This window comes from Veillonella sp. CHU732 (assembly GCF_003992085.1).
In the GTDB taxonomy this organism is placed as follows: Bacteria; Bacillota; Negativicutes; order Veillonellales; family Veillonellaceae; genus F0422.
In genome coordinates, this window is sequence record NZ_RQVC01000006.1 from 23,354 (window position 1) to 46,740 (window position 23,387).

Here is a 23,387-nt window from a genome sequence, read left to right on the forward strand (position 1 = left end):
AAAAGAGCAACAAAAAACCACGGTGTCTTCCTTCACCGTGGTTTTTTGTGCTTCTTGTTGGAGTCCTCTATATAAAGGGAAAGTACGCTAAATTAATTGTTGCAGCATTCTGCTACAAATACTTCTACAACTTCTTCATCTTGTAATTCAGAAGTCCAAGGATGTGGCCAGCCTTTAATGCTATTATCTTTGCATTGGCTTGCTTCACATGCTTCTAAACGATGTTCTTTTAAATTTTCTATCCATGCTGATACTAAACTCATATTAGTTACTTCCTTCCTTGTATATACACCCTAAAGTGTATGTTCTTATTGCATGTCTGTAGTATACAAGAGTCTAGACCATTTGTGAAATGACAGATAGTTATTATCTCATAAACTATTTTTTATAATACTTTTTATAGTCTTTTTATTAAATCGAATTTAATTATAACTAACATGCATATCGTCCATAACTTTTTGACGTTTATTTGACGATTTTTAATGATAGAGAAAACAAAAGAGCACACATGCCAGCATATGTGCTCTTGTCTGTGGCGGAGGATTAGGGATTCGAACCCTAGCGCCGGTAACCCGACCTAACGATTTAGCAAACCGTCCTCTTCAGCCTCTTGAGTAATCCTCCACGATACCCATTAAGGATATCACAAGTTGATTCTACTTGTCAATCATTTTTTATAATTCATAGCCAACTTCTACAACTTCAACTTCTCCAGAGTTTGGATGCATCATTAGTCCATGGACTGCTACATCCTTTGGAATCAATGGATTCATGCGAAGCATGCTCACCGTTTCTTGTACATTATCTACTGGGTGAGAAAATCCATCAGCCCAATGCTCTAATTCGTGACGCACCATTTGAATCGCCTCAGGTGCTACACCACGCGACAACATAGCTGTAGTCAAACTTTCAGAAGTAGTTTTCGCCATACCGCACTCATAATGGCCGATCACAAAAATTTCAGATACTCCTAGCTCATAAATACAAACTAGTAAACTACGTACCACGCTATCAAACATACCTGAAATGGAGTTGCCCGCCGATTTAATCACCTTTGCATGACCCCGTTCAATGCCGAGAGCTTTCTCCATAAAGTTCACTAATCTCGTATCCATACACGTCAAAATCGCAATTTCACGAGTTGGCACCTTACTTACTGTTGGAGGCTCATCCCCATGTTCTTTAGTCGTACTGTCTAGAAATTCTCGATTATGTCGTAATATTTCATTTAATAAATTCATCAGTCACCTCACATGAAATTATCGAATTCGTTTTTTATAATGTTGTGAATTGCCTTGCTGTTTCCAGCCTACACGGTCACCAATAGACATCACTCGACGAGTTAAACATTCTTTACATTGGTCCGCATTGTCATCTACACAAGGTTTGTTATCATACAACAAGTACTTCGCACGATGTTCTGGTACTGTAATGATAGGCATTAAGATATTCGCTCCAGCGGCCAATCCTTTTTCACGACCTAGTTTGTCTAAAGCTTGTAATGCTGTAGTAGCTGCAATATTCACATCTTTTAAGAATAGACGTGTTAAGGCAATCATTTTTAATCCTAACTGTACCCGCTCTAGTTTACCCTCTTGTGAGTCTATACCTAACTCCAAAGCACGTTGCCCTAGAGGAGTATCATGGTGTACCACATACGGTCCCATACCAATCATGTCGATATCCATATCACGATAAAATAAAATATCGTTGACAAGATCATCTAATGTTTGTCCTGGTAAACCAATCATAACCCCTGTACCGACTTGAAATCCTACCTTGCGCAAAGACTTCAAGCAATTCACACGTGTCTCAAAGGAGTGTAAGGCATCCTTTGGATGAATCATCTCAAATAAGTCTTTGTTCGTTGTTTCAATGCGAAGAAGGTAGCGGTCAGCGCCTGCTTCACGCATACGTCTATACGCCTCTTCCGATTGCTCCCCTACACACATGGTGATGCCTAGCTCATTGTTGCTTAACTGTTTAATATCTCGAATTAAATCCACCACATAATCTACAAAGTCATCATCCGTGCGTTCTCCGGACTGTAATGTTAAAGAACCATATTCATGATCGTAGGCCCATTGTGCCATTTTTAATACATCATCACGAGACATATCAAATCGTTCTGTCTTGCTGTTTTCATGACGGATACCACAATATAAACAGTTTTTGATACAACGATTGGAAAACTCAATGAGTCCACGGTAATAGGCCACCTTATCTACATAAGCAGCTTTTACTTCATAGGCTTTTTTATATATTTTTTGTAATTCTCCCTCATCCGTAATGGTCATAAGAAATCGTAACTCCTCTTCCGTTAACCACTCGTCTCCGACAAGGTCTTTTTGTAAAATGCTATCTACTGTCATATTTCCTCTATTAGAACACATGTAATACTTATAATTCCTTACGATAGGCAATGGTAATTGACCCATCTATAGCTGTAGGCAATGGATCCAATACAAATCCTTTTAATACTTTTGGTAACTCTGAAAGTTCTGTCACTTGATGTTCACAGATATAATGCGCCAAAGATCCACGCATCTGTTTTGATGAAGTACTTAGCTGCTTCCACACACCATTACGATGCTCTAAAAATTCTAAGGTCACCATCTTAGGATGGTTAATCCATTTAGAATATTCCTTAGATGCCAAATTGATTATCCAATCTTCCTCACCTACAGCGGAATCCACTAAAGGTTGCCACCACGCATAGAGATTTGTTTTTTCCTCTTTCAATACAGGATCAATTAAATCCAGCCGATATCCTTTGATACCACTATTAGGGGCTACTAAGCCATACAAGGCAGACCCTATCCATACATGGGTATTAGCGAATACTTTTCCTTCCTCTGAAAGTCCATCATAATCAAAATTTTTGAAAGATAGCCCGTCATAGCTAAGCGCCGCCATACCTTCTACTTCTTTGTCATAATGTTGATAAAAATCATATACTTCATCTAAGACTGTATCTTTTATTTTTAAAGCTTTCCCTAGACCTTCTTTTGATACACCTTGCATGTGTTTCACAATTTGCTCCGTCATATGCGGTGCAAACATAGGTCCACTAAGAGTGCCTTTTATATCTTTTGTTTTACTAGGGGATATAATTAGTTTCATTCTGTCCTCTATTCTATTATTAACACATCTATCCTTTGATGTGTCTCATCATTTTAAATACATTTAAAAGTGCATTTAAAAATTTTCAACTTTGTATTATTTACAACATCTTTATACTTATCTAGTATACCATATATCGAATACTTTTGATATGGATTCTATCATATATATTAAAAAATACAAACATATACATGATACACTCCACTCGTTTATCCTACCTCTAGGTCCTATAACAGCTTTAAAACCCCAACGAAACTTTTATCTAACTAAGCACATTGCTATTAAAACCAACTCAGTTTGCCCTTATAACCCTATATAGAGATACTAAGACCATTACCACCCTTTGGAGGGCTCTATACACAAAGAAAACCCCTCAAACACAAGTGTTCAAGGGGTTTTGACTAGCAAATCAATTATTTCAATTCGATTGTTGCGCCAGCTTCTTCTAATTTAGCTTTTAAAGCTTCAGCGTCAGCAGCTGCTACGCCTTCTTTAACAGCAGCAGGAGCGCCGTCAACGATAGCTTTAGCTTCTTTTAAGCCTAAACCAGTAGCTTCACGTACAACTTTGATTACGTTGATTTTGGAAGCACCAGCGTCTTTAAGAATTACGTCGAATTCGGATTTAGCGTCAGCACCGCCAGCAGCAGCACCAGCAGCAGCTACAGCTACAGGAGCAGCAGCAGTTACGCCGAATTTGTCTTCGATTGCTTTTACAAGATCGTTAAGTTCTAAAATAGTTGCAGTTTCTAATTCAGCAACGATGTTTTCGATGTTCAATGCCATGATTGATATCCTCCATTTTTGATATATGTTTTCTTAGTTAATTGTGTTGCTATTATGCAACAGTTTCGTCTTTTGCTTCCGCAACAGCTTTTACTGCGTACGCTACATTGCGAACTGGAGCTTGAAGCACGGAAAGAAGCATGGAAAGCATACCTTCGCGGTTCGGCAAGTTTGCAATTTCTTGTACTTTTGCAGCGTCAAGAACTTCACCTTCCACAATACCAGCTTTAACAGTTAAAGCTTCAGTTTTTGTGTCTTTAATGAAGTTTTCAAGAATACGAGCTGGAGCTACAGCGTCTGTGCTAGAAGTTGCCAATGCAGTAGGACCTTCTAAATGCTCAGAGAAAGCTTCGTAACCTAATTCGTTAGCAGCGATGCGAGTCAAAGTATTTTTGATTACTTTGTATTCTACACCTTCAGCCAAGAATTTACGACGAAGATCTGTTACTTGAGCAACAGTCAAACCGCTATAACCAACTAATACAGCACCTTTCGCTTGAGAAAGAGTTTCTTTCATTTGAGCTACAACTGCTTGTTTTTGTTGAGTGACAGCCATTAGAATACCTCCTTGTAGATTTTTGGTGATTTTCTATGTACTATCTTAGCGTAAAAACGACCTCAACGAAGACGTTGAGGTCGAGAACCATTCCATAATAGATTGGATTCAGCCTCAGCGGGCGAGTTTCCTCATTAAATCAAATGATGCCAGCCGTCTACAGCTAAGAGAACATATATAATTATTGTTCCTTGCTAGTGCTTGTTAATTTAAACACGTTCATAGGAACGCCAGGACCCATAGTGGAGCTAAGTGTCACAGTTTTAATGTATTGACCTTTAGCTGCTGCAGGTTTAGCTTTAACAATAGTATCAACGATTGTACGGAAATTGTCAAGTAATTTCGCATCATCGAAAGATGCTTTACCGATAGGACAAGCAATGATACCAGCTTTGTCTGTACGGTATTCGATTTTACCTGCTTTAATTTCGCTAACAGCACGAGCTACATCAGGTGTTACAGTACCAACTTTAGGGTTTGGCATTAAGCCTTTAGGACCTAAAATTTTACCTAAACGACCAACTTGGCCCATCATGTCAGGAGTAGCTACAACAACATCGAAGTCGCTGAAACCACCTTGTACTTTTGCTACTAATTCTTCGGAACCAACGATATCTGCGCCAGCATCCTCAGCTTCTTTAATTTTGTCGCCTTTCGCAAATACGAGTACGCGTTGAGTTTTACCTGTACCATGTGGTAATACAACGGCACCACGAACTTGTTGATCAGCGTATTTAGGATCGACGTTCAAATTGAAAGCGATTTCGATTGTTTCGTCGAATTTTGCAGTGGCAGTTTTCTTAACTAATTCAATACCTTCTACTGGTTCGTAGAATTTATCTGCTTCGATAAGTTTTACTGCTTCAGCATATTTCTTACCTACTTTTGCCATTTTTATTCCTCCTTATGTGGTGTAACGGGATGTCCCTCCCACCGATATGTGAGTCACATACCGTACGCTAATTAATCAACGATTTCAATGCCCATGCTGCGTGCAGTACCTTCTACCATACGCATAGCTTGCTCAACAGTGTTAGCATTTAAGTCAGGCATTTTAAGTTCAGCGATTTCACGAACTTTATCGCGACCAACTTTAGCTACTTTATCACGGTTAGGTACTCCAGATCCTTTTGGGATACCTGCTGCTTTTTTCAATAAAACTGCAGCTGGTGGAGTTTTTGTGATGAAAGTGAAGCTTCTATCTTCGTATACAGTAATAACAACTGGGATGATAAGACCAGCTTGTTGAGCTGTTCTTTCGTTAAATTCTTTAACGAAGCCCATGATGTTAACACCTGCTTGACCCAAAGCTGGACCAATCGGTGGCGCTGGACTCGCTTTACCAGCCTCGCACTGTAATTTCACAACTTTACTAACTTTTTTAGCCATGGTGATTACACCTCCTTGCGTCAAAATGTGGTGGTAACGGAGCGAAATTGCCCCTCCCACTGGCAACCTCCCGGCCGCCTAAAAAGGTTAGAGTTATATAATATATTAAAGAATCTTCTCAACTTGAGAATATCCTACCTCTACTGGGGTTTCACGATTAAACATCTCTACATTCAAACGTAGTTTTGCATGATCGTGATTGATTTCAGTAATAACGCCTGTTCTATCTTCAAAGGCACCGGATGTAATTCGGACAGTTTCTCCTACTTCAACATCAAGAGTTTGTACTGGTTCTTGGTCTAAACCTTGAGACTTCAAGATATAGGCTACTTCAGAATCAGATAGTGGCACTGGTTTTGTTACCGAACCAACAAATCCTGTAACACCTGGTGTATTACGCACCACATACCAAGATTCATCATTCACTTCCATTTCTACCAGCACATAGCCTGGAAAGACTTTGCGTTTTACTACTTTTTTTACGCCATCTTTTTCGTCGATTTCATCTTCCATTGGAATTAAGATGCGTGAAATCACATCTTCCATTCCCATCGCTTGAACTTTCAACTCCAAAGTGGTTTTTACTTTGTTTTCGTAGCCTGAGTAAGTATGTAAGACATACCACTTTTTATCTGTTCCCATTAAAAAAGCCTCCTACCTTACAGCACTCTTTAACAATTTAAAAAGTTCTGCAAATACTGTGTCAACGATACCAATAATAGCAGAAATTAAAATTACTGCTACAAATACGGCAATCGTATAGTTCACAAGCTCTTTTTTGGTAGGCCAGACTACTTTCTTGAGCTCAGAGCGCACTTCACGAACGAATTTACCGTTATTGTTTTGTTGTGCTTGAGCTTTTGAATTAGTTCCTGCCATGATATCACATTCCTCACGTCAACAAATAATTAACAATTATTTTGTTTCACGGTGTAACGTGTGTTTACCACAGAATTTACAGAATTTATTCATTTCAATACGATCTGGGTTATTTTTTTTGTTTTTGTTTGTCTGATAGTTACGTTGCTTGCATTCAGTACAAGCCATAGTTACTGCGTTACGCATCAGTTTACACCTCTCTTTAAAGTGCCTAGACGGCTATTACTTCATAAACATACTAATATAGACTACCACAAAGTGGAAGCCTATGTCAAATGCAATCTAAAAAAGCCAGGCAATTCCTGACTCCTCTATTATTACATAAAACCTCATAAATAGCAAGCAGTTACCTATGTAAATTATAAATTTTTCGTTTACAAATTTGAATGATAGGTCTATAATAAAAACATAATTTATCTCGTCTTATGGAACACTAGCTCAGCTGGCAGAGCATCTGACTCTTAATCAGAGGGTCCAGGGTTCGAACCCCTGGTGTTCCACCATATTTAGAACCGCACAGCCGTGCGGTTCTTTTGTTTTGCAGCATTAATATTGATTGACGCAACTTTTTCAAGTTGACATCTTTTTGACATCAGTTTGACATCACTTTATTTTTTACAAACTTGATTAATTAAAAAATGCACGCAGTTCACGGAGTATCTCTTATGTTCAAATTTTTCTTATCTACACTTATCTCTTTCATCGATGTCATATTTATGTTATTCGAATCTATCGGCATTTTTGTTTTTTCTTTAATTCTGTTCATTATTGTTCTCATCGTACTTGGATGTCTCTTGCTCGCTTTATTTAACTAATTATTATTTACATCGTCCTATTCTTTGCTCCACTCAATCTGTAACAGAAATACAATCATTCTTATACTAATTCTATACAATAAAGGACTGCTGTAACATGTATTCCTACATGTTGCGACAGTCCTTTTCCATTATAACACCAGCGCCCCTACAACACCACCGATTAACAAAGTAATGTCATAGAATATAAATGTTGGCACACAAGTATCCCATATATGATTATGTTGTCCATCTGCATTGAGTCCTGATGTAGGTCCTAATGTAGAATCTGATGCAGGTGACCCCGCATCACCTAGTGCGGCTGCAATACCGATTAACAAAATGATAGCCGGCACGGAAAATCCTAAATGCAATCCCATAGGAATATATATGGATGCAATGACAGGAATCGTACCAAAAGATGTACCGATTCCCATAGTAATGAGCAATCCAACGATAAGCATCACGATAGCTCCAACTAATTTAGAATCAATAATAGATACTGTGGCTGCTACTAAATGTTCTACGGAGTTTGTTTCTCGCAATACATTCGCATAGCCTGCTGCTATTAACATGACAAAGGCTATGGTCCCCATCATGCGAATACCACCATCCACATCTTCATCCATTTTGGACCATTTGATAAGTCCTGTAGCAAAAAATACAGCTAGCCCTGCCAACGCTCCAATCGGCAAAGATTTAAAATACAGCTGTGCCACAAAAGCCACCGCTGCTCCGGCTAATCCTTTCCAACAATCCGGCGTCATACGAGTTGTATGCTCTGTAGATTCTTCTTGCACCACCGCAATATCTTCATACTCACGGTTTCGGCTATAGTACACAATGGCAAGCAATAATCCTACCACCATCGATATACCGCCAATCCACATGACAGAAGCTATATCTGAAATAGATACATTCACACCATTAGCCACCATTTGATCTTTGATAATGGTCATAAACAGTAAGCCAAAGCCAACTGGCAAGGATACATAAGGTGCTTTTAGACCAAATGTTAAGGCGCATGCCACCGCTCTACGGTCTAACTTCATACGATTCATAACTACTAACAATGGGGGAATCAAAATAGGAATAAAGGCAATGTGCACAGGAATTAAATTTTGCGAAAAGCAGGATACAAAAGCGATGAGCAAGGTAAATGCCACTTTTTTCGTACCTACAATATTGGTAATCTTTTTAGTGACTACCGTGGCTAGCCCAGATCGCCCAATAACAATGGCTAAGGCGCCCAATAAAATATAACTGAATGCAGTTTCCGAATTGCCACCCATGCCACCGATTAAAGACTCAATCGTAGTGGTTACTGTCATGCCCCCTGCCAATCCTGCTACCAGAGAAGCTACGATAACTGATAACAACACGTTAAATCGTAGCAAACACAGAATCGACATAGCGATGACTGATAACACTATGGGGTTTAACACTATATCCATGTAGGATCTCCTTCTTTTGTACTTACTCGGCTTGGAGCAACTGTGTTAGGTACGTTCGTTCCCATACATCTCCATAGCCATCTAATTGTTGCAATGCTATTGTACCATAGGTAGCCAAGCTTTCGGAAAATGCTTGATCCACCTCTGCACTAGGATACTCAGTTTTGAAGAAACAAATCGCCCAATGCACGCGCCCAACTTCTTGTCCATGTTGCTCTACTACACCATGAGATTGCGCAGATTCCAAATAGGACACAGCTGTATGTATATCCCCTTGAATTCGTGCTAACAAACCAAGGTAGGCCTCAATGGTCGGTCTCCGTCGACTTATGGTATATTGCAAGCATAATTCATAGGACTTTTGAAAATACGTAGCCGCTACTTCATACTGTTGCAATGCAAAGGCAGTCATACCCGCATTGGTGGCAAATACAATCCATGAACTATATAACTCTGTTTTATCGCAATAGTCCAGCGCTTTTTGATACATCTCTAATGCTTTCTCTAGACGAGACTGACTTTTTTCAATATCTCCTAAGTAGTTATAAGCAGCTGCGATATTGATAGCATATCTACGCGCTACCGTTTGAGTTACCGAGAATAATCGTATGGATTCCTCTAGGAGGGGAATTGCCTGTTCTGGCTGACCTTCCATAATGAAAGCCAACGCTTTCAGCCGCAAAATAACACCTATTTCTTTTTTGAAATGATACTGTTCTGCCAATGCCAACGCCTTCGACGTATACTGATGAATTTCAAGAGCATGGCGCATTTGCAAGTGATAATAAATTATCTCTTTATATGCTTTCAACTTATAATTCGATGCTTCTTGCTCCGTACTTTCTTCTAATAATTCTTGAAAGTATCGTAAGCCTCGTTCTTTATCACCTATACTCATATGGTATTTACCTGTTCCATATAGATAAGGTAGTTCTAAAGCACGCACGTCTGGCACATCTCCATACAATGTGTACACATAGTCTAACTCGTCTTCTATTTCCTGTAAGGCTTTTCCCGTTACTTCTCCCATAAAGTACCCTGCATAGACAGAGGATAATTCTCCTACCCCAAGTTCTGGAGAGGCATCTTTATTAAAGTTTAAGTAATGCATAAAAGATTTCAATTTATACATTAAAGATTTTTTGTATTGTCCCGCTTCACGGAAGTGAAATTCCAGTTGCTTATAGCGAATCATATCTTCCTTGGAGTGAGTCAATCGTTTTTCCCAAGCTTCCCCCAAATAAGCATGTAAAATTTGACGCCGATCCACTGCCATTTGGTCCCGTAAGTACTCTTTGCACTTATATTGGCATAAGCTGTATTGCACTTCACCATGTTGTGTACGATAATCAATGAACCCTTTTCTTTCCAATTCCTCTAAGGTTTGTAAAAGACGCAATTTATCCAAGCCCATATAGTGTTCAATCATGCCCAATGGTGCTTCATTGTAGAATAAACTGATAAAATCCACCAATTTTCGCTCTTCTTCTGATAAAGTATCACATTTCTTGCTATAGAGCAGTTCCATATCTTTGGTCAACCCATAAATGGAGCCATATTCTTTCCATAGTTGCATACTTTCTATGAGCACCAACAGATTGCCTCGACTGACTTCCACTAATTGATTCACTATGTCTGTATCCTGTAACGTAGGTTCTCGGTCTAAGATAAACTCTCGTATCCGTTCGTCTGGCAAAGGTAACAAAGAAATTCTTTGCAATGCTTTCTGCTGTTCTAAACTTTGCAAGGTTCGTTGATGCATACCTTTCACTTCATCTACATCAGTGACAATCATCATGAGACGTTCAGAACTATGATGTAACAGCAACAAACTCAACAAAGAAAAGCTTAAGGAGTCCATCCATTGCACATCCTCAAAGATCAATGTGAAAGGAATTTCTTCCGACACCTGTTCTAGCAAATTTGATACTGCTTGATACACCACATCAAAGGGTAACGCTTCGGTAACCTCTAAAAACCCTAAATCTCGAGCCATACGACGGTCTAACTGCGGAAAGATTTCATAAATGCGCCGTAATTCAATATTTTCTACCCCTTGTAATTCAATTTCTTCCAGTATCTTCCCTATAATAGGAATCCACGCATGCAGTAGTAAGCCTTGCTCCTCTTCATAACATTGGCTATCTAACACACATCGATAGGGCTCTACTTTATCTCGTATATATTCTACTAGACTTGTTTTACCGCTTCCTGTATCTCCTGTGATACGCAAAGCTACTGGCGTCTCTTCAAAGTAGTGCAAATATTTCTGTACCTCACCTGCTTCTGCATCGCGGCCTTTCAGCATCGTATGTTCTACAAAAGACACGGCCTCTTGCTTTTGTATTTTGGATACATGCATGGCTTCTCGAAGAGAGTCAGGTACACTTTCATCTAAATCATCTGCATACATACATTGTAACTGTTGGTATAATTGTTTCCCCATAGTTATGAACCCTTGACTCATAAGAAGTTCTAAAATCGCACTAAACCGTTCCTCATTATAAGGATCATAGGATAACAACACCGGAATATACCTTTCAATACAAGTGATATTTTTCTCTTCAATCCCCTCGTCTACAAGGTCGTATACAGCCTCCATATAAAGAGATTTGAGTCGACTTCTCTCTCCTAAATACCAATCTTCGTAAGCTTCTGCCTCTTTTACATAAAACCCTTGTAAAAATTCCCCTTTGTAAATATCTATATATTGTTTAGGATTCCTTTGAAATTGATGGACATCCACATAGATATGCGATGTAGGATTCCATTGTAGTACAGCATTTCTCGGTGATACAAATACATCTGTCCCCAACAGTTTTTTTGCCTCGTAAATGGCATTTCTTAAGTTTTTTCTGGCATTGACCTCTGATTTTTCTGTCCATAGTAAACCACTGATTTCATCTCGGAGGGCTACTCCTTTCACCACCATATAATAAATGAGGGCTTGCACTTTTCCATAGGTAAAAAAGATATCTTTCCCATCTACTTGTATGCGTGGTGTCCCTAATAAATGAATTTCTATCCCCATATGATTTCCTTCATTCCATTACGATGAGTCTTATAACTTAGCAAGACCTAACAATCGTTGTTCTTCTGCATCTAACACAGATTCTATCTCTTCCATACTGTCTGCCAATTGTGCTACAAACTCTGCATCTTGTATAGATCCTAAATTGATTTTTACGTTTAAAAAAGCACTCTTTACAGCGGCTTTTGCATTAATGACAGCAATCATTCCATCCGTAATGGCATTAGCATTTCCTTTTACAATGACTGTTTCCGCCAATGGCAATAAGGTATACGCCAATTTACCAATTTCATAAGGCACCAAGGCCGCTTGTTTCGTTGTACGTTGTATTTCTGCTTTACGGAATCTTTTTTCTTCTTCTGTTTCTTTCGGCAGTTTGAAAGCTCCCATTAACTCCATAAAAGCAGTACTATCTTGATTGATATAATGGACAAATTCTTCTTTCACTTGGCACATAGCTTCTTGAATGCTTTTCATTTCTTCATGGACCGCTTCATACTTTGCATTCCCAATCGTTAAATTCGCCACCATTTCAATTAAAGCAGCCGCCATGGCACCATTCATAGCTGCCACGCTACCGCCACCTGGAGCGGGTGCACTAGATCCAAGGTCGCGAATAAAGTCTAGTACAGATGCGTTATGTAATTCCATCATTCCTCCTAAAATAATCCTTTAATAGTCCCCTCTGCAGTGACATCCATATCAAGTGCGGCCGGTTGTTTCGGCAATCCTGGCATGACCATAATATTACTTGTTTGACACACAATGAACCCAGCTCCATTAGCAATCCGTACATCTTGTACAGTGATGGTAAAATCTGTAGGTGCACCTAATAGCTCTGGATTATCACTTAAGGAGTATTGTGTTTTTGCTACACATACTGGTAAATCTGCCAGCCCCCACTCTTCCAATTGCGCAATTTGCTTTTTCGCTGCACTAGTAAATTCGACTCCATTACCGCCATAAATTTCTTTCACAATCGCTGTCAATTTGTTAGGGATACTATCTTTCACATCGTATAAAGCAGTTGGCTGTATATCTGTTCCTTCCAGCATACCCATTACTTGTTTCGCCATATCAATACCGCCGGCGCCACCTTTTTCCCAGCATTCATTGAGGCTCACATCCACACCATAGTGATCACATAATTGTAATAACGCATCGATTTCCGCTGGTGTATCTGTAGCAAATTTATTAATGCTCACTAATACTGGCAAGCCAAAGGCTCTCATATTGGTAATTTGTTTTCCTAAGTTGACAAAACCTCGTTCTAGTGCTTTTACATTTTCTTTGGTCAACTCTGATTTTGGCACGCCTCCATGCATTTTTAAAGCTCGAATAGTCGCTACGATGACCACCGCATCAGGGAAGATATCTCCATAATGACATTTAATATGCAAGAATTTCTCTGCCCCTAAATCAGCGCCAAATCCTGCTTCTGTAATGACTACATCGCCTAATTTTAGTCCTAGCTTAGTAGCAATGATCGAATTACATCCATGAGCAATATTCGCAAATGGACCTCCATGAATCAATACTGGTGTATGCTCTAACGTTTGTACTAAGTTCGGTTTAATAGCATCTTTCATAAGGAGTGCCATCGCCCCTTCACAGCCCAATTGGTGAACAAATACAGGCTCTCCAGATAGGTTCGTACCAATGACAATGCAACCAAATCGTTCTTTTAAATCTTCTAAATCACGAGCCAAGCATAGAATAGCCATAATTTCAGAGGCTACGGTAATCATGAAATGATCTTCCCGTGGTACACCACTCATAGGACCACCCATACCAATGACCACATTACGCAAAGCACGATCATTCATATCTAATACACGTTTCCAACTAATGCGACGCACGTCGATCTGTAGTGCATTACCTTGGAAAATATGATTGTCAATCATTGCAGATAATAGGTTATTAGCCGCCGTAATGGCATGCATATCTCCTGTAAAATGAAGGTTAATATCCTCCATTGGCACTACCTGCGCATAACCACCACCAGCAGCACCACCTTTAACGCCAAACACAGGGCCCAAGGATGGTTCACGCAACACGGCAATACTATTTACACCAATTTGTTGTAAAGCTTGTGTCAATCCAATCGTGGTGGTAGACTTGCCTTCCCCTGCTGGTGTAGGTGTGATGGCTGTGACTAGTACCAACTTACCATTGGGTGCATCTTGCAAACGTTCCATTGCGTCAAAGGATACTTTTGCTTTATATTTTCCATATAATTCCAATTCATCTTCTGTTAGATTGCATCCTTTAGCAATCTCTACAATTGGTTTCATCTCAGCTTGTTGAGCAATTTCAATATCACTTAACATGTGTCTCCCTCCTTATGTATCCCCATGCACTTGCATGGCTGTAACAACCTTACTACAATTCTTTACCTTTCCAAACTGCCATACTTTTCACTAGTACTATAGTAAAGAAATAGTTTATTATGAACATCATACAACGAATTTACATATTTCGTCTATTAATAAATGCAAAAAACATATCTATAACAAGTTATAAAAACACCATATATACCTGTGAAAGATACATATGGTGTCTAGATATTTTATATTCTATTATGCATGCGTGTTAGCCATAGCTTCTAAGTGTTTTTGCTCTAATGCAGCTACTTCTTCATCTGTTAATGGATGTTCGATATGTCGGGTCAATGTTTCAGCAGACACTTCATGTTCCCAACGGCCTACGATAGCCGCTGCAATGCAGTTACCTAATAAGTTACATACGGTACGGCCCATATCTAAGACCCGGTCAATGCCTAAAATTAAAGCTAAGCCTTCCACCGGAAGTCCAAACGCTGCGCTGGTAGCTGCGACTACAATCAAGGAACCTCCTGGTACCCCTGCAATCCCTTTAGTGGATAACATCAAGGTAATCATCATTAAAATTTGTTGATCAATAGGGAATGGTACCCCATACACTTGTGCAATAAATACAACTGCTAATGCAGAATACAATGTAGAGCCATCTAAGTTAAATGTATATCCTAACGGAAGTACAAAGCTTACAATGTGATTAGGAATCCCCATCTTTTTCAATTTTTCCATAGCAATTGGTAAAGCAGCTTCCGATGCAGCGGTAGTAAACGCTAGGATAGTAGGCTCTTTCAGTGCGAAGAATAATTTAAATAAGTTCACTTTTGTTAAAGCCGATGCAATCCCCAGTACGATGGCAAGAAACACAATGAGCCCTGCATATAAAGTAAATACTAATTTTAATAATGGAATCAGCATTTCAATCCCAAAGGCACCTACTGTATACGCAATAGCACCAAAAATGCCGATAGGGGAAATATACATGACATAATGAGTCACTCTAAACATGATGTGGGCTATACTTTTTGATAAGTCTACAATTTGTTTTCCTTCTTTACCCAAACTTGCTGCTGCAATAGCAAACATACAGCTAAAGAAGATAATTTGTAACATATCTCCACGAGCCATGGCATCAATAATATTTGTTGGAATAATATTCACTAACATTTGCACATGGTCCATTTGACCTTTAGAGGCTGCTTTGTTAACGAGTTCTGTAGCGCCACCACTCGCTGTCAAGTTCACACCTACTCCTGGTTCTACTACATTCACAGCAAACAGCGCGATAAATAGTGCCAACGTAGTAGCTAATTCAAACCATAGAATCGCTTTTCCCCCAAGGCGGCCTAATTTTTTAAAGTCCCCTGTGCCAGCGATACCCATGACTAGGGAGCTAAAAATTAAAGGTACTACGATCATTTTAATCATGCGAATAAATACATCACCTAAAGGTTTTAATTGTTTCGCAAAATCTGGTGCCACTGCACCTACTAGCACACCAGCCAAGAGGCCGATGCCTATCCACCCGGACAGTCCAATTTTCTTTAACATAGTATAGAATCTCCTTTTTACATACCAATACTTGCTCAGGTTATATAAAAAGAGGCGATGGTGTACAAGTACAGAATGTCTCTTTCAAAACCTATCCTAAAATTCTATAGAAAGTATTATAACAAATCCTTTACAGAGATACAATAGTACAATTAGTGTACACAAAAATATACAAATCTTTTTTTCAAGAAATTTTTAATAAAAAGTTTTATGTTTTGACATTCTTTTGACGTTTCTAGTTTATACTACACATAAAGAGTAGCAACACTATGATACTCTCTTTCTTGTGAAGTGATGTACGTATATTATAAACTCCTCAACTCCTTTTATAGGGCCTCATAATATATGTATACGACATAACCAACTACCTCTACCATGCTACCTCTATGGTATGTCGTGTATAGATAGACATCCTTCATTCACATCTTTAGGTCTTCTCCTCTACTCTTCCCTACAGATGACCTAAAGAACCCTATCAACAAATACCATGAACATCTTAAAGATGGTCATGGTATTTTTTCTTGTCCGGCTTACTTTTTTTATTCCACCGTTCCCAGGACCTTTCTACCTCCCTGTTTCCTTATACGTAACTATATAATCCACTATCACAATATGTCAAAAGGGCTTGTAACAAAATGTACCTATTTACATTTGCTTATAAAACATAAAAAAACAGAGGAAAGTTGATACTTTTTGATCAACTTTCCTCTGTTTTATTGGGAGCTATTTTGTTACAGCCCCTTATATACTATTTCAATGCTATCAGCAAAACTAATTATGCTTGTTGTTCACCTACATGTTCAAAACTAGCTTGTTCTAATGCATCGACTTCTTCATCTGTCAACGGATGTTCCATTAACTCTGTTAAGCGTTCCGCAGATACTTCGTTTTCCCAACGACCTACAATGGCTGCCGCTAAACAGTTACCAGATAAGTTACATACCGTACGAGCCATATCTAGGATACGGTCTACACCAAGAATTAAGGCTAAGCCTTCTACTGGCAAGCCAAAGGCTGCTGCTGTTCCGGCAATGACGATTAAGGATGCACCCGGTACTGCGGCAATCCCTTTGGTGGATAACATCAATGTTAAGACCATCAACAATTGTTGTTCTAATGGGAATGGTACGCCGTACACTTGGGCTATAAACACCACTGCTAGAGAAGAATACAATGTGGATCCATCCAAGTTAAATGTGTATCCCAACGGTAACACAAAACTTACCACTTGGTTTGGAATGCCTACCTTTTTCAATTTTTCCATCGCAATTGGCAACGCTGCTTCAGAAGCCGCTGTAGAGAATGCTAACACGATTGGCTCTTTCAACACTCTACCAAGTTTGAATAAATTAACTTTCGTAAAGAAAGAACCGATTGCAATCACAATAATTAAGAAGAATGCCAAACCACCGTATAATGTGAATACTAGTTTCATCAACGGTACTAACATGCCTAAGCCAAAGTTACCTACAGTGTACGCAATGGCACCGAAGATACCGATTGGGGACACATACATCACGTAATGTGTTACTTTGAACATGATGTGCGCTAAATCTTTAGACAGTTCAACGATTTGTTTTCCTTCTTTACCAATCGTAGCAGCTGCAATGGCAAACATACAGCTAAAGAAGATAATTTGCAACATATCACCACGTGCCATAGCATCCACGATATTCGTAGGGATGATATTCACCAACATTTGTACGTGATCCACGGCCCCTTTTGCAGCAGCTTTATTGGCAATGTCTACTGCATTACCAGTAGCCGTTAAGTTTACACCCACACCAGGTTCGAACACATTTACCACAAATAAACCAACAAATAAGGCAATCGTAGTGGCAACTTCAAACCATAAAATAGCTTTACCACCTAAGCGGCCTAATTTTTTAAAGTCACCTGTGCCGGCAATACCCATTACAAGGGAACTAAAAATCAATGGGACTACAATCATTTTAATCATACGAATAAATACATCGCCCAATGGTTTTAATTGTTTTGCAAAATCTGGGGCTACAGAACCTACTAGTACACCCGCTATTAAGCCGATGACAATCCACCCAGATAATCCAAGTCTTTTTAATACTGCCATAGAATCTCCTTTTTCATAAATACTACCTTTTGAAGGCCATACAAAAAGAGGCACAGGGTACGTGTACGATGTGTCTCTTTGCAGACCTTACTTATAAAATTCTATAGAATTATTATATCAAATTATTTCTATTTTCACAAGATTACTTCTTATAAAACAGAGTTTTTATTCATATTTTTGTTTCTTTATTCTGTTTATCGACTAAAAGGGAACACTTTCACTATAGCCCCCCGCTCTAGTCGTTCGCTATTGCTAGGAATTTTGATTAATCCATTGGCCACTGATAAAGCTTGTAAACCACCTGAGGTCATTCCTAAATTAGGATACGCCCAGCAAGAGCCTCCTTCATACACAATATGCCCTTGATAATAGCGATCTAACGGATGTTTTCTATCCACAACTTCCCCTAGGTGGCAATCTATCCAACGACGCATTGTCGCCCGACCAGATAATCGTTCCAACAGAGGCAATACCAATAAATAAAACTGATTCATTGCTGCTGTAGGATTTCCAGATAAGCCCATACACCATGTATGGTACTCTCTAACTGTAATAATACCGCCAAAAGAAGCTGCCCCTGGACGCATCTGTAAACGTCGATACAATGTAGTAGCGCCTAAACGTTCATACAATTCCGGCATCGTATCATAGTCACCTACAGATACACCGCCAGTGCTAACAATCATATCTACTGGTCCCAATGTATCTAGCATATGTTGTACAGTGGCAATATTACCATCTACCGTACCTGGCGCATCTGACAAATGGGCTACGCCCACCACATCAACGCCTAATGCATATAAGGTACCTTCTAATAAATACCGATTGGAATTATAAATATGTCCTACTCGTAGTGTCTCTGTTGGATCTTGTACTTCACGGCCTGTGGTGAGCACAATCACTCTTGGTTTTCGGTACACAGAGACTTCACTATATCCCTGCCCTGCTAAAGTTCCAACTTGTTCTGCTTCCAACACAGTACCAGCAGGCAATAATTCCTGACCAATTTGTATATCTTCCCCGGCGAGGATAATATGTTGACCCACTTCGATTCGACTAGGTACTGTCACTTCTGTTTCATTACTCCAAGTTAGCGCTTCTTTTACTACCACTGTATCTGCCGTATCTGGTACCATGGCACCCGTCATAATATGGATTCCTTCACCAGGCTCTAATTGACCTTGAAAGACTTCCCCTGCACCAATCGTCTCTAACATACGATATGACCTCGTATCAGCAGTATAACGAATAGCAATCCCATCCATGGCCGATCGCCTAAAAGGAGGATAATCCATCTTAGCTAGCGCCGTTGCCCCTAATACTCTGCCATAGGCCTGTCCAATAGGAACAGACTCTATGTCGAGGGTATACGCACTATCTGTAAAAGGAGCTTCTAATCGTTGCAAGCCTTCTTCTACTGTTACTACTTGCATTATAACAACTCCTTCAATATCCAATCTGCTAACCGTTCCATATCTTCCTCACTGAAATTGAACTGTTCGCAAATCGTATTTCCTTCTAATGTGTCTTCTATATCTGTCACTACTGCTACAATCTCTTCTAACTGCGGCAGTCTCGTTTCATTATGGTTTGCACGGACCACTTCAATGATCGGCGCCACTCCATGGCTGCGACTTTCCAATAAAACCAAATCCACGGGCATTTCATTAGCCAACCGAATTAATTGTTGTTGACGTTGCATACTTTCACCATGGACCATCATCGCATATCCATTCGGTCCCGCTATGGCCACGGCTTTAGCTCCTGATTGACTGGCTTTCCATGTATCAGTGCCTTCCTTATCCATGGAAAATCCGTGTCCATCACTTTTCACCATGCCCACCACAACGCCTCTCTCTGAAAGCGCCTTAATCAGAGCTGTAGCCACTGTAGTTTTCCCCGATTTAGATTGGCTTGCACTAATGGTCACAATCGGCACAGACCGTTCACGGTTAGCAGATTTAGCTTTCGCCAATTTATAAGATAATCGAGTATTCACATTACTATATAGCTCTGCTTCTTCACTCATATCCATTTCCATATAGGGAATCTTATCCAAAATTCCATGCATAGATACATCTTCACCATCTAAGGCTTCTTGAATTATATCTAGCACGGACCGTTTATAAATGGCCGCCAACGGTTCGTACTCTTGCAAACCTACATAAGGAACCATGGCTAATAATTCTCCTTGGAAAAATGCATCGATATGCACTTCCCAAGATGGCAACCAGTGAAAGGAAAACCATGGCATATCTGCAGATACCACGATATAAGCTTCTCTAGTTCCTACTGAAAGAGCTGACTGCAATCCACTTAAAGGACCTTTCATAGCAATCGTATCTGGCACTAATTGAATATCTCGACCAAAGGAACGGGCTTCTTCAATAATATGTGCCTCTGACTCTTCTAATTCTCGATTGATGGAGACTAAAATTTCTCCACATTCTGTAAGGACCGCCTTGCGGAGCATTTCTCCTAATAAAGTTGTGCTACCCCAAGGCAATCTCGTCTTATCTGTTCCCATGCGAGTGCTAAGTCCACCCGCTAATACAATAATTCCTAATTCAGAAATCATATATATCTCCTGTCCTAGATGTTTTATTATTTATGAGTGGGTGTCACACGACCTAATCCACGCATCACTGGCACATATAACAACGCTAATACCACTAAATTAATCACCATATCTGGCAACATATATGTTGCATTATACGTTAGAGAGTAAATCCAAGGGCTTGTTCCCTCTGGTGCATAGGACCCAAACACTACTACACCACTAATGGCAGACATAGCAAAGCGTGTTAAAATCGCATAGATAGCGCCAAAGAAAGCTTTCACAGTACCAGAACCACCGAAGAAACCGGCAATACCGATGGCACCATAGGCTAAGATATAATCCAATACGATACTCATATAATGAATCGAAAATTTAAATCCCAATAGGAAATGAACAATTCCATAGGCAATACCAGTTAAGATGCCTGCACGACCACCCCAACGATAGGCGTAAATTAACAATGGCACCAAGTTAGCTGCTTTCACAGCGCCACCTTGTGGCATTTGATAGATGACATACATGCTTAAAATTTGAGCCATAGCAATAACTAGACCGCCTTCTACCAACATTTTTGTTTTGCTTGAACTTGTATAACTCATATCTATCTCCTTTTCACACTATGATACATTGAAATACATTATCAAATTACTTTTATTTATTCCTTATATTGTATCACTTTTAATCTATTTTTATCTATATATTTTTTCACAAAACACAGCATTCCCCTAGTACAAATTAGCATATCAAAGATGACTAAGTATATTCGTCCCCTTGTTGCCAAGATAGGAGGTCTTATGTATAATAGATAAGGATTATGTCGTAATCCTAATTCTGTCTATTTAGGGGGCAACAAATAATGATCAATACTACAAACATTTTCGATTATGAAGACGTGCAATTGATACCGAACAAGTGTATCGTATCTAGCCGTAGCGAATGTGACACAACTGTGAAACTGGGAAATCGTACGTTCCGTTTACCAATTGTGCCAGCTAATATGCAAACTATCATCGATGAAAAGTTAGCCAAAGAATTAGCTGCTAAAAACTACTTCTACATCATGCACCGCTTCCAACCTGAAAAACGTTTGGCTTTTGTAAAAGACATGCATGAGGCAGGTTTATTTGCATCTATTTCCATCGGTGTTAAACCAGAGGAATTTGCATTCGTAAACGAATTAAAAGAAGCAAATCTATGCCCAGAATATATTACCATCGATATCGCTCACGGTCATTCCAACAGCGTTATCGACATGATTCAACACATTAAACGTGAACTTCCTGAAAGCTTCGTTATCGCTGGTAACGTAGGTACACCAGAGGCAGTTCGTGAACTAGAAAATGCTGGGGCTGATGCTACCAAAGTAGGTATCGGACCTGGTAAAGTGTGTATTACAAAATTAAAAACTGGTTTTGGTACTGGTGGCTGGCAATTATCTGCTGTTCGTTGGTGTGCCAAAGCAGCTACAAAACCTATCATCGCTGACGGCGGTATCCGTGACCACGGTGACATTGCCAAATCCATCCGCTTCGGTGCTTCCTTTGTGATGATTGGCTCTTTATTCGCTGGTCATATCGAATCCCCAGGTAAAGAAGTGACAATCGATGGCGTTACATACAAAGAATATTTCGGTAGCGCTTCCGAGCACCAAAAAGGGGAACGCAAAAACGTAGAAGGCAAAAAAATTACGATCCAATCTAAAGGCAGTATCTTCGATACATTGACTGAAATGGAACAAGATTTACAATCTTCTATCTCCTACGCTGGTGGTACTACACTACAAGCTATCAAAAAAGTTGACTACGTTATCGTTAAAAACTCCATTTTTAACGGCGACCGTTAATCACATATATGCGAGGACTCTTCTCTAGGAGAGTCCTCTTTTTTAATTTCACTACTTTTGAACTATGTATCTCGTTTTGTATAAGAACACAATCTATCTCAGATTATCCCCTATGAGCATACATATACACCAATACTAAAAGAGCTATTACCGACTCTACTTAGTCGTAATAGCTCTTTTTGTATTCACATCCTAAGATGTATTATTTAAATTTTGGTCGTCTTCCTTCTGCAAAGGCACGCACACCTTCTCGGAAGTCTTCTGTGGCCCCTAAGGAGTTTTGAATCTTCACTTCTAATTCTGCATATTCTTCAAAATTAGTGAAGAAGCTAGCCCACATCATTTGCTTCATAGCACGGAAGGAGTGAACAGGCCCTTTTGCCAAGCGTTGTACCAAGCGATTTGTAGTACGCTCTAGAATCTCTGGTTCACACACCTTATAGACGAAGCCATATTCCTTACCTTTTTCAGCGGTTACCGCTTCCCCTGTCATAGCCAGTTGCATAGCACGGTTAATGCCTACCGCGCGGCTTAACAAGTACATGCCACCTGCATCTGGAGCTAAGCCCACATTCACAAAAGCTTGAATAAAACGACTATTTGTAGATGCCACGCACATATCTGCTGCCAACACCATATTGAAAGCCGCCCCTGCTACAGCACCATCGGTGCACATCACGACAGGTTTTGGTAACTGTTTCATAGCTAAAGAAATTTGCATCACCAAATGAGTAATTTCAAATAAAGATTCTGTATCATCTTCCTCTACAGCGCGTTTCATTTCTGTTAAGTCTCCACCTACAGAAAAGACTTTGCCTTCTGCTTTGAACACCAACACACGAGCCTCGTCCGTTTCTTTTACCATGCGAATTGCATCAAGAATTTCTTCACACATCGGCACATTAAAGCCATTCTGCACTTCTGGACGATTAAATGTGATGGTTGCCACATTACTTTCAATGGTAAATATAATATTATTATATGTCATACGTCACCT

22 protein-coding genes and 2 tRNA genes are annotated in these 23,387 nt (G+C 39.6%); 2 read left to right on the plus strand and 22 right to left on the minus strand.

All coding sequences use genetic code 11. The annotated features are described in order from the left end of the window. Positions 1-92: 92 nt before the first annotated feature. From EO121_RS08635 to rpmG, 12 genes are all read right to left on the minus strand, one after another. The gene (locus EO121_RS08635; RefSeq protein WP_164723833.1) at positions 93-263 is read right to left on the minus strand and encodes a hypothetical protein; all 171 of its coding nucleotides are present in this window, start codon (positions 261-263) and stop codon (positions 93-95) included. Positions 264-533: 270 nt separating this feature from the next. Beyond that, positions 534-624: transfer RNA gene (locus EO121_RS03765), tRNA-Ser, on the minus strand. A gap of 50 nt (positions 625-674) precedes the next feature. Further along, positions 675-1,241 (minus strand): carbonic anhydrase, encoded by a 567-nt coding sequence (locus EO121_RS03770; protein WP_127166139.1) that lies wholly within the window; start codon positions 1,239-1,241, stop codon positions 675-677. An 18-nt stretch (positions 1,242-1,259) separates the two neighbouring features. Then, the gene (hydE, locus tag EO121_RS03775) at positions 1,260-2,372 is read right to left on the minus strand and encodes a [FeFe] hydrogenase H-cluster radical SAM maturase HydE (protein WP_127166141.1); all 1,113 of its coding nucleotides are present in this window, start codon (positions 2,370-2,372) and stop codon (positions 1,260-1,262) included. Positions 2,373-2,400: 28 nt separating this feature from the next. Then, positions 2,401-3,123 (minus strand): YaaA family protein, encoded by a 723-nt coding sequence (locus EO121_RS03780; RefSeq protein ID WP_127166143.1) that lies wholly within the window; start codon positions 3,121-3,123, stop codon positions 2,401-2,403. A 413-nt stretch (positions 3,124-3,536) separates the two neighbouring features. After that, positions 3,537-3,908 carry a 50S ribosomal protein L7/L12 gene (gene rplL, locus EO121_RS03785; protein WP_009353354.1) on the minus strand — a complete coding sequence of 124 codons (372 nt, stop codon included), beginning with the start codon at positions 3,906-3,908 and terminating at the stop codon, positions 3,537-3,539. Between the two features lie 52 nt (positions 3,909-3,960). Beyond that, positions 3,961-4,464, minus strand: a complete 504-nt coding sequence (rplJ, locus tag EO121_RS03790; RefSeq protein WP_126939438.1) for a 50S ribosomal protein L10 — start codon at positions 4,462-4,464, stop codon at positions 3,961-3,963. A gap of 181 nt (positions 4,465-4,645) precedes the next feature. Further along, positions 4,646-5,356, minus strand: a complete 711-nt coding sequence (gene rplA / locus EO121_RS03795) for a 50S ribosomal protein L1 (protein WP_009353433.1) — start codon at positions 5,354-5,356, stop codon at positions 4,646-4,648. Between the two features lie 71 nt (positions 5,357-5,427). Further along, the gene (gene rplK / locus EO121_RS03800; RefSeq protein WP_062401677.1) at positions 5,428-5,853 is read right to left on the minus strand and encodes a 50S ribosomal protein L11; all 426 of its coding nucleotides are present in this window, start codon (positions 5,851-5,853) and stop codon (positions 5,428-5,430) included. Between the two features lie 105 nt (positions 5,854-5,958). Continuing rightward, positions 5,959-6,495, minus strand: coding sequence for a transcription termination/antitermination protein NusG (gene nusG / locus EO121_RS03805; RefSeq protein ID WP_127166145.1), 537 nt, complete (start codon positions 6,493-6,495; stop codon positions 5,959-5,961). Between the two features lie 12 nt (positions 6,496-6,507). Further along, complete coding sequence (gene secE / locus EO121_RS03810; RefSeq protein ID WP_127161188.1) at positions 6,508-6,732, minus strand: preprotein translocase subunit SecE; 225 nt, start codon at positions 6,730-6,732, stop codon at positions 6,508-6,510. Positions 6,733-6,768: 36 nt separating this feature from the next. After that, positions 6,769-6,918: a 50S ribosomal protein L33 gene (gene rpmG, locus EO121_RS03815; protein WP_062401675.1), complete on the minus strand. Its 150-nt coding sequence runs from the start codon at positions 6,916-6,918 to the stop codon at positions 6,769-6,771. Between the two features lie 241 nt (positions 6,919-7,159). Here rpmG and EO121_RS03820 point away from each other — a divergent pair. Further along, positions 7,160-7,235, plus strand: a tRNA-Lys gene (locus EO121_RS03820). Positions 7,236-7,678: 443 nt separating this feature from the next. On the opposite strand, the gene EO121_RS03825 is transcribed toward EO121_RS03820, so the two are convergent. The 9 genes from EO121_RS03825 to thiT form a co-directional block, all read right to left on the minus strand. Beyond that, the gene (locus tag EO121_RS03825; protein WP_127166147.1) at positions 7,679-8,980 is read right to left on the minus strand and encodes a Na+/H+ antiporter family protein; all 1,302 of its coding nucleotides are present in this window, start codon (positions 8,978-8,980) and stop codon (positions 7,679-7,681) included. A 22-nt stretch (positions 8,981-9,002) separates the two neighbouring features. After that, positions 9,003-12,011, minus strand: coding sequence for an AAA family ATPase (locus EO121_RS03830; protein WP_127166149.1), 3,009 nt, complete (start codon positions 12,009-12,011; stop codon positions 9,003-9,005). 30 nt (positions 12,012-12,041) lie between these two features. Further along, complete coding sequence (locus EO121_RS03835; RefSeq protein ID WP_127166151.1) at positions 12,042-12,662, minus strand: cyclodeaminase/cyclohydrolase family protein; 621 nt, start codon at positions 12,660-12,662, stop codon at positions 12,042-12,044. Between the two features lie 8 nt (positions 12,663-12,670). Then, positions 12,671-14,341: a formate--tetrahydrofolate ligase gene (locus EO121_RS03840; RefSeq protein WP_127166153.1), complete on the minus strand. Its 1,671-nt coding sequence runs from the start codon at positions 14,339-14,341 to the stop codon at positions 12,671-12,673. Between the two features lie 249 nt (positions 14,342-14,590). Further along, entirely contained in the window at positions 14,591-15,898 is a 1,308-nt protein-coding gene (locus EO121_RS03845) for a dicarboxylate/amino acid:cation symporter (protein ID WP_127166155.1), read from the minus strand. A 775-nt stretch (positions 15,899-16,673) separates the two neighbouring features. Continuing rightward, a complete protein-coding gene (locus tag EO121_RS03850; protein WP_127166157.1) occupies positions 16,674-17,987 on the minus strand; it encodes a dicarboxylate/amino acid:cation symporter in 1,314 nt (437 codons plus the stop codon). Between the two features lie 194 nt (positions 17,988-18,181). Next, the gene (locus EO121_RS03855; RefSeq protein ID WP_127166159.1) at positions 18,182-19,420 is read right to left on the minus strand and encodes a molybdopterin molybdotransferase MoeA; all 1,239 of its coding nucleotides are present in this window, start codon (positions 19,418-19,420) and stop codon (positions 18,182-18,184) included. After that, a complete protein-coding gene (gene mobB / locus EO121_RS03860) occupies positions 19,420-20,565 on the minus strand; it encodes a molybdopterin-guanine dinucleotide biosynthesis protein B (RefSeq protein WP_127166161.1) in 1,146 nt (381 codons plus the stop codon). Before mobB ends, EO121_RS03855 begins: the two co-directional genes overlap by 1 nt. Positions 20,566-20,591: 26 nt before the next feature. Next, on the minus strand, positions 20,592-21,146 hold the full coding sequence (thiT, locus tag EO121_RS03865; RefSeq protein WP_127166162.1) for an energy-coupled thiamine transporter ThiT: 555 nt from the start codon (positions 21,144-21,146) through the stop codon (positions 20,592-20,594). Between the two features lie 257 nt (positions 21,147-21,403). On the opposite strand from thiT, the gene guaC reads away from it, so the two are divergent. Further along, the gene (guaC, locus tag EO121_RS03870) at positions 21,404-22,390 is read left to right on the plus strand and encodes a GMP reductase (protein ID WP_127166164.1); all 987 of its coding nucleotides are present in this window, start codon (positions 21,404-21,406) and stop codon (positions 22,388-22,390) included. Positions 22,391-22,592: 202 nt separating this feature from the next. Here guaC and EO121_RS03875 read toward each other — a convergent pair whose 3' ends face one another. Beyond that, positions 22,593-23,378: an enoyl-CoA hydratase gene (locus EO121_RS03875; RefSeq protein WP_127166166.1), complete on the minus strand. Its 786-nt coding sequence runs from the start codon at positions 23,376-23,378 to the stop codon at positions 22,593-22,595. Between the last annotated feature and the right edge of the window lie 9 nt (positions 23,379-23,387).

What these genes read in the sequence shown, in the direction of transcription:
- EO121_RS03825 (WP_127166147.1), bottom strand. Translation starts at nt 8,980, where the DNA reads ATGGATATAGTGTTAAACCCCATAGTGTTATCAGTCATCGCTATGTCG.
- EO121_RS03850 (WP_127166157.1), bottom strand. Translation starts at nt 17,987, where the DNA reads ATGGCAGTATTAAAAAGACTTGGATTATCTGGGTGGATTGTCATCGGC.
- thiT (WP_127166162.1), bottom strand. Translation starts at nt 21,146, where the DNA reads ATGAGTTATACAAGTTCAAGCAAAACAAAAATGTTGGTAGAAGGCGGT.
- EO121_RS03770 (WP_127166139.1), bottom strand. Translation starts at nt 1,241, where the DNA reads ATGAATTTATTAAATGAAATATTACGACATAATCGAGAATTTCTAGAC.
- nusG (WP_127166145.1), bottom strand. Translation starts at nt 6,495, where the DNA reads ATGGGAACAGATAAAAAGTGGTATGTCTTACATACTTACTCAGGCTAC.
- EO121_RS03830 (WP_127166149.1), bottom strand. Translation starts at nt 12,011, where the DNA reads ATGGGGATAGAAATTCATTTATTAGGGACACCACGCATACAAGTAGAT.
- EO121_RS08635 (WP_164723833.1), bottom strand. Translation starts at nt 263, where the DNA reads ATGAGTTTAGTATCAGCATGGATAGAAAATTTAAAAGAACATCGTTTA.
- mobB (WP_127166161.1), bottom strand. Translation starts at nt 20,565, where the DNA reads ATGATTTCTGAATTAGGAATTATTGTATTAGCGGGTGGACTTAGCACT.
- rplL (WP_009353354.1), bottom strand. Translation starts at nt 3,908, where the DNA reads ATGGCATTGAACATCGAAAACATCGTTGCTGAATTAGAAACTGCAACT.
- rpmG (WP_062401675.1), bottom strand. Translation starts at nt 6,918, where the DNA reads ATGCGTAACGCAGTAACTATGGCTTGTACTGAATGCAAGCAACGTAAC.
- rplA (WP_009353433.1), bottom strand. Translation starts at nt 5,356, where the DNA reads ATGGCAAAAGTAGGTAAGAAATATGCTGAAGCAGTAAAACTTATCGAA.
- secE (WP_127161188.1), bottom strand. Translation starts at nt 6,732, where the DNA reads ATGGCAGGAACTAATTCAAAAGCTCAAGCACAACAAAACAATAACGGT.
- EO121_RS03845 (WP_127166155.1), bottom strand. Translation starts at nt 15,898, where the DNA reads ATGTTAAAGAAAATTGGACTGTCCGGGTGGATAGGCATCGGCCTCTTG.
- EO121_RS03875 (WP_127166166.1), bottom strand. Translation starts at nt 23,378, where the DNA reads ATGACATATAATAATATTATATTTACCATTGAAAGTAATGTGGCAACC.
- hydE (WP_127166141.1), bottom strand. Translation starts at nt 2,372, where the DNA reads ATGACAGTAGATAGCATTTTACAAAAAGACCTTGTCGGAGACGAGTGG.
- rplJ (WP_126939438.1), bottom strand. Translation starts at nt 4,464, where the DNA reads ATGGCTGTCACTCAACAAAAACAAGCAGTTGTAGCTCAAATGAAAGAA.
- EO121_RS03840 (WP_127166153.1), bottom strand. Translation starts at nt 14,341, where the DNA reads ATGTTAAGTGATATTGAAATTGCTCAACAAGCTGAGATGAAACCAATT.
- rplK (WP_062401677.1), bottom strand. Translation starts at nt 5,853, where the DNA reads ATGGCTAAAAAAGTTAGTAAAGTTGTGAAATTACAGTGCGAGGCTGGT.
- EO121_RS03855 (WP_127166159.1), bottom strand. Translation starts at nt 19,420, where the DNA reads ATGCAAGTAGTAACAGTAGAAGAAGGCTTGCAACGATTAGAAGCTCCT.
- EO121_RS03780 (WP_127166143.1), bottom strand. Translation starts at nt 3,123, where the DNA reads ATGAAACTAATTATATCCCCTAGTAAAACAAAAGATATAAAAGGCACT.
- EO121_RS03835 (WP_127166151.1), bottom strand. Translation starts at nt 12,662, where the DNA reads ATGGAATTACATAACGCATCTGTACTAGACTTTATTCGCGACCTTGGA.
- guaC (WP_127166164.1), top strand. Translation starts at nt 21,404, where the DNA reads ATGATCAATACTACAAACATTTTCGATTATGAAGACGTGCAATTGATA.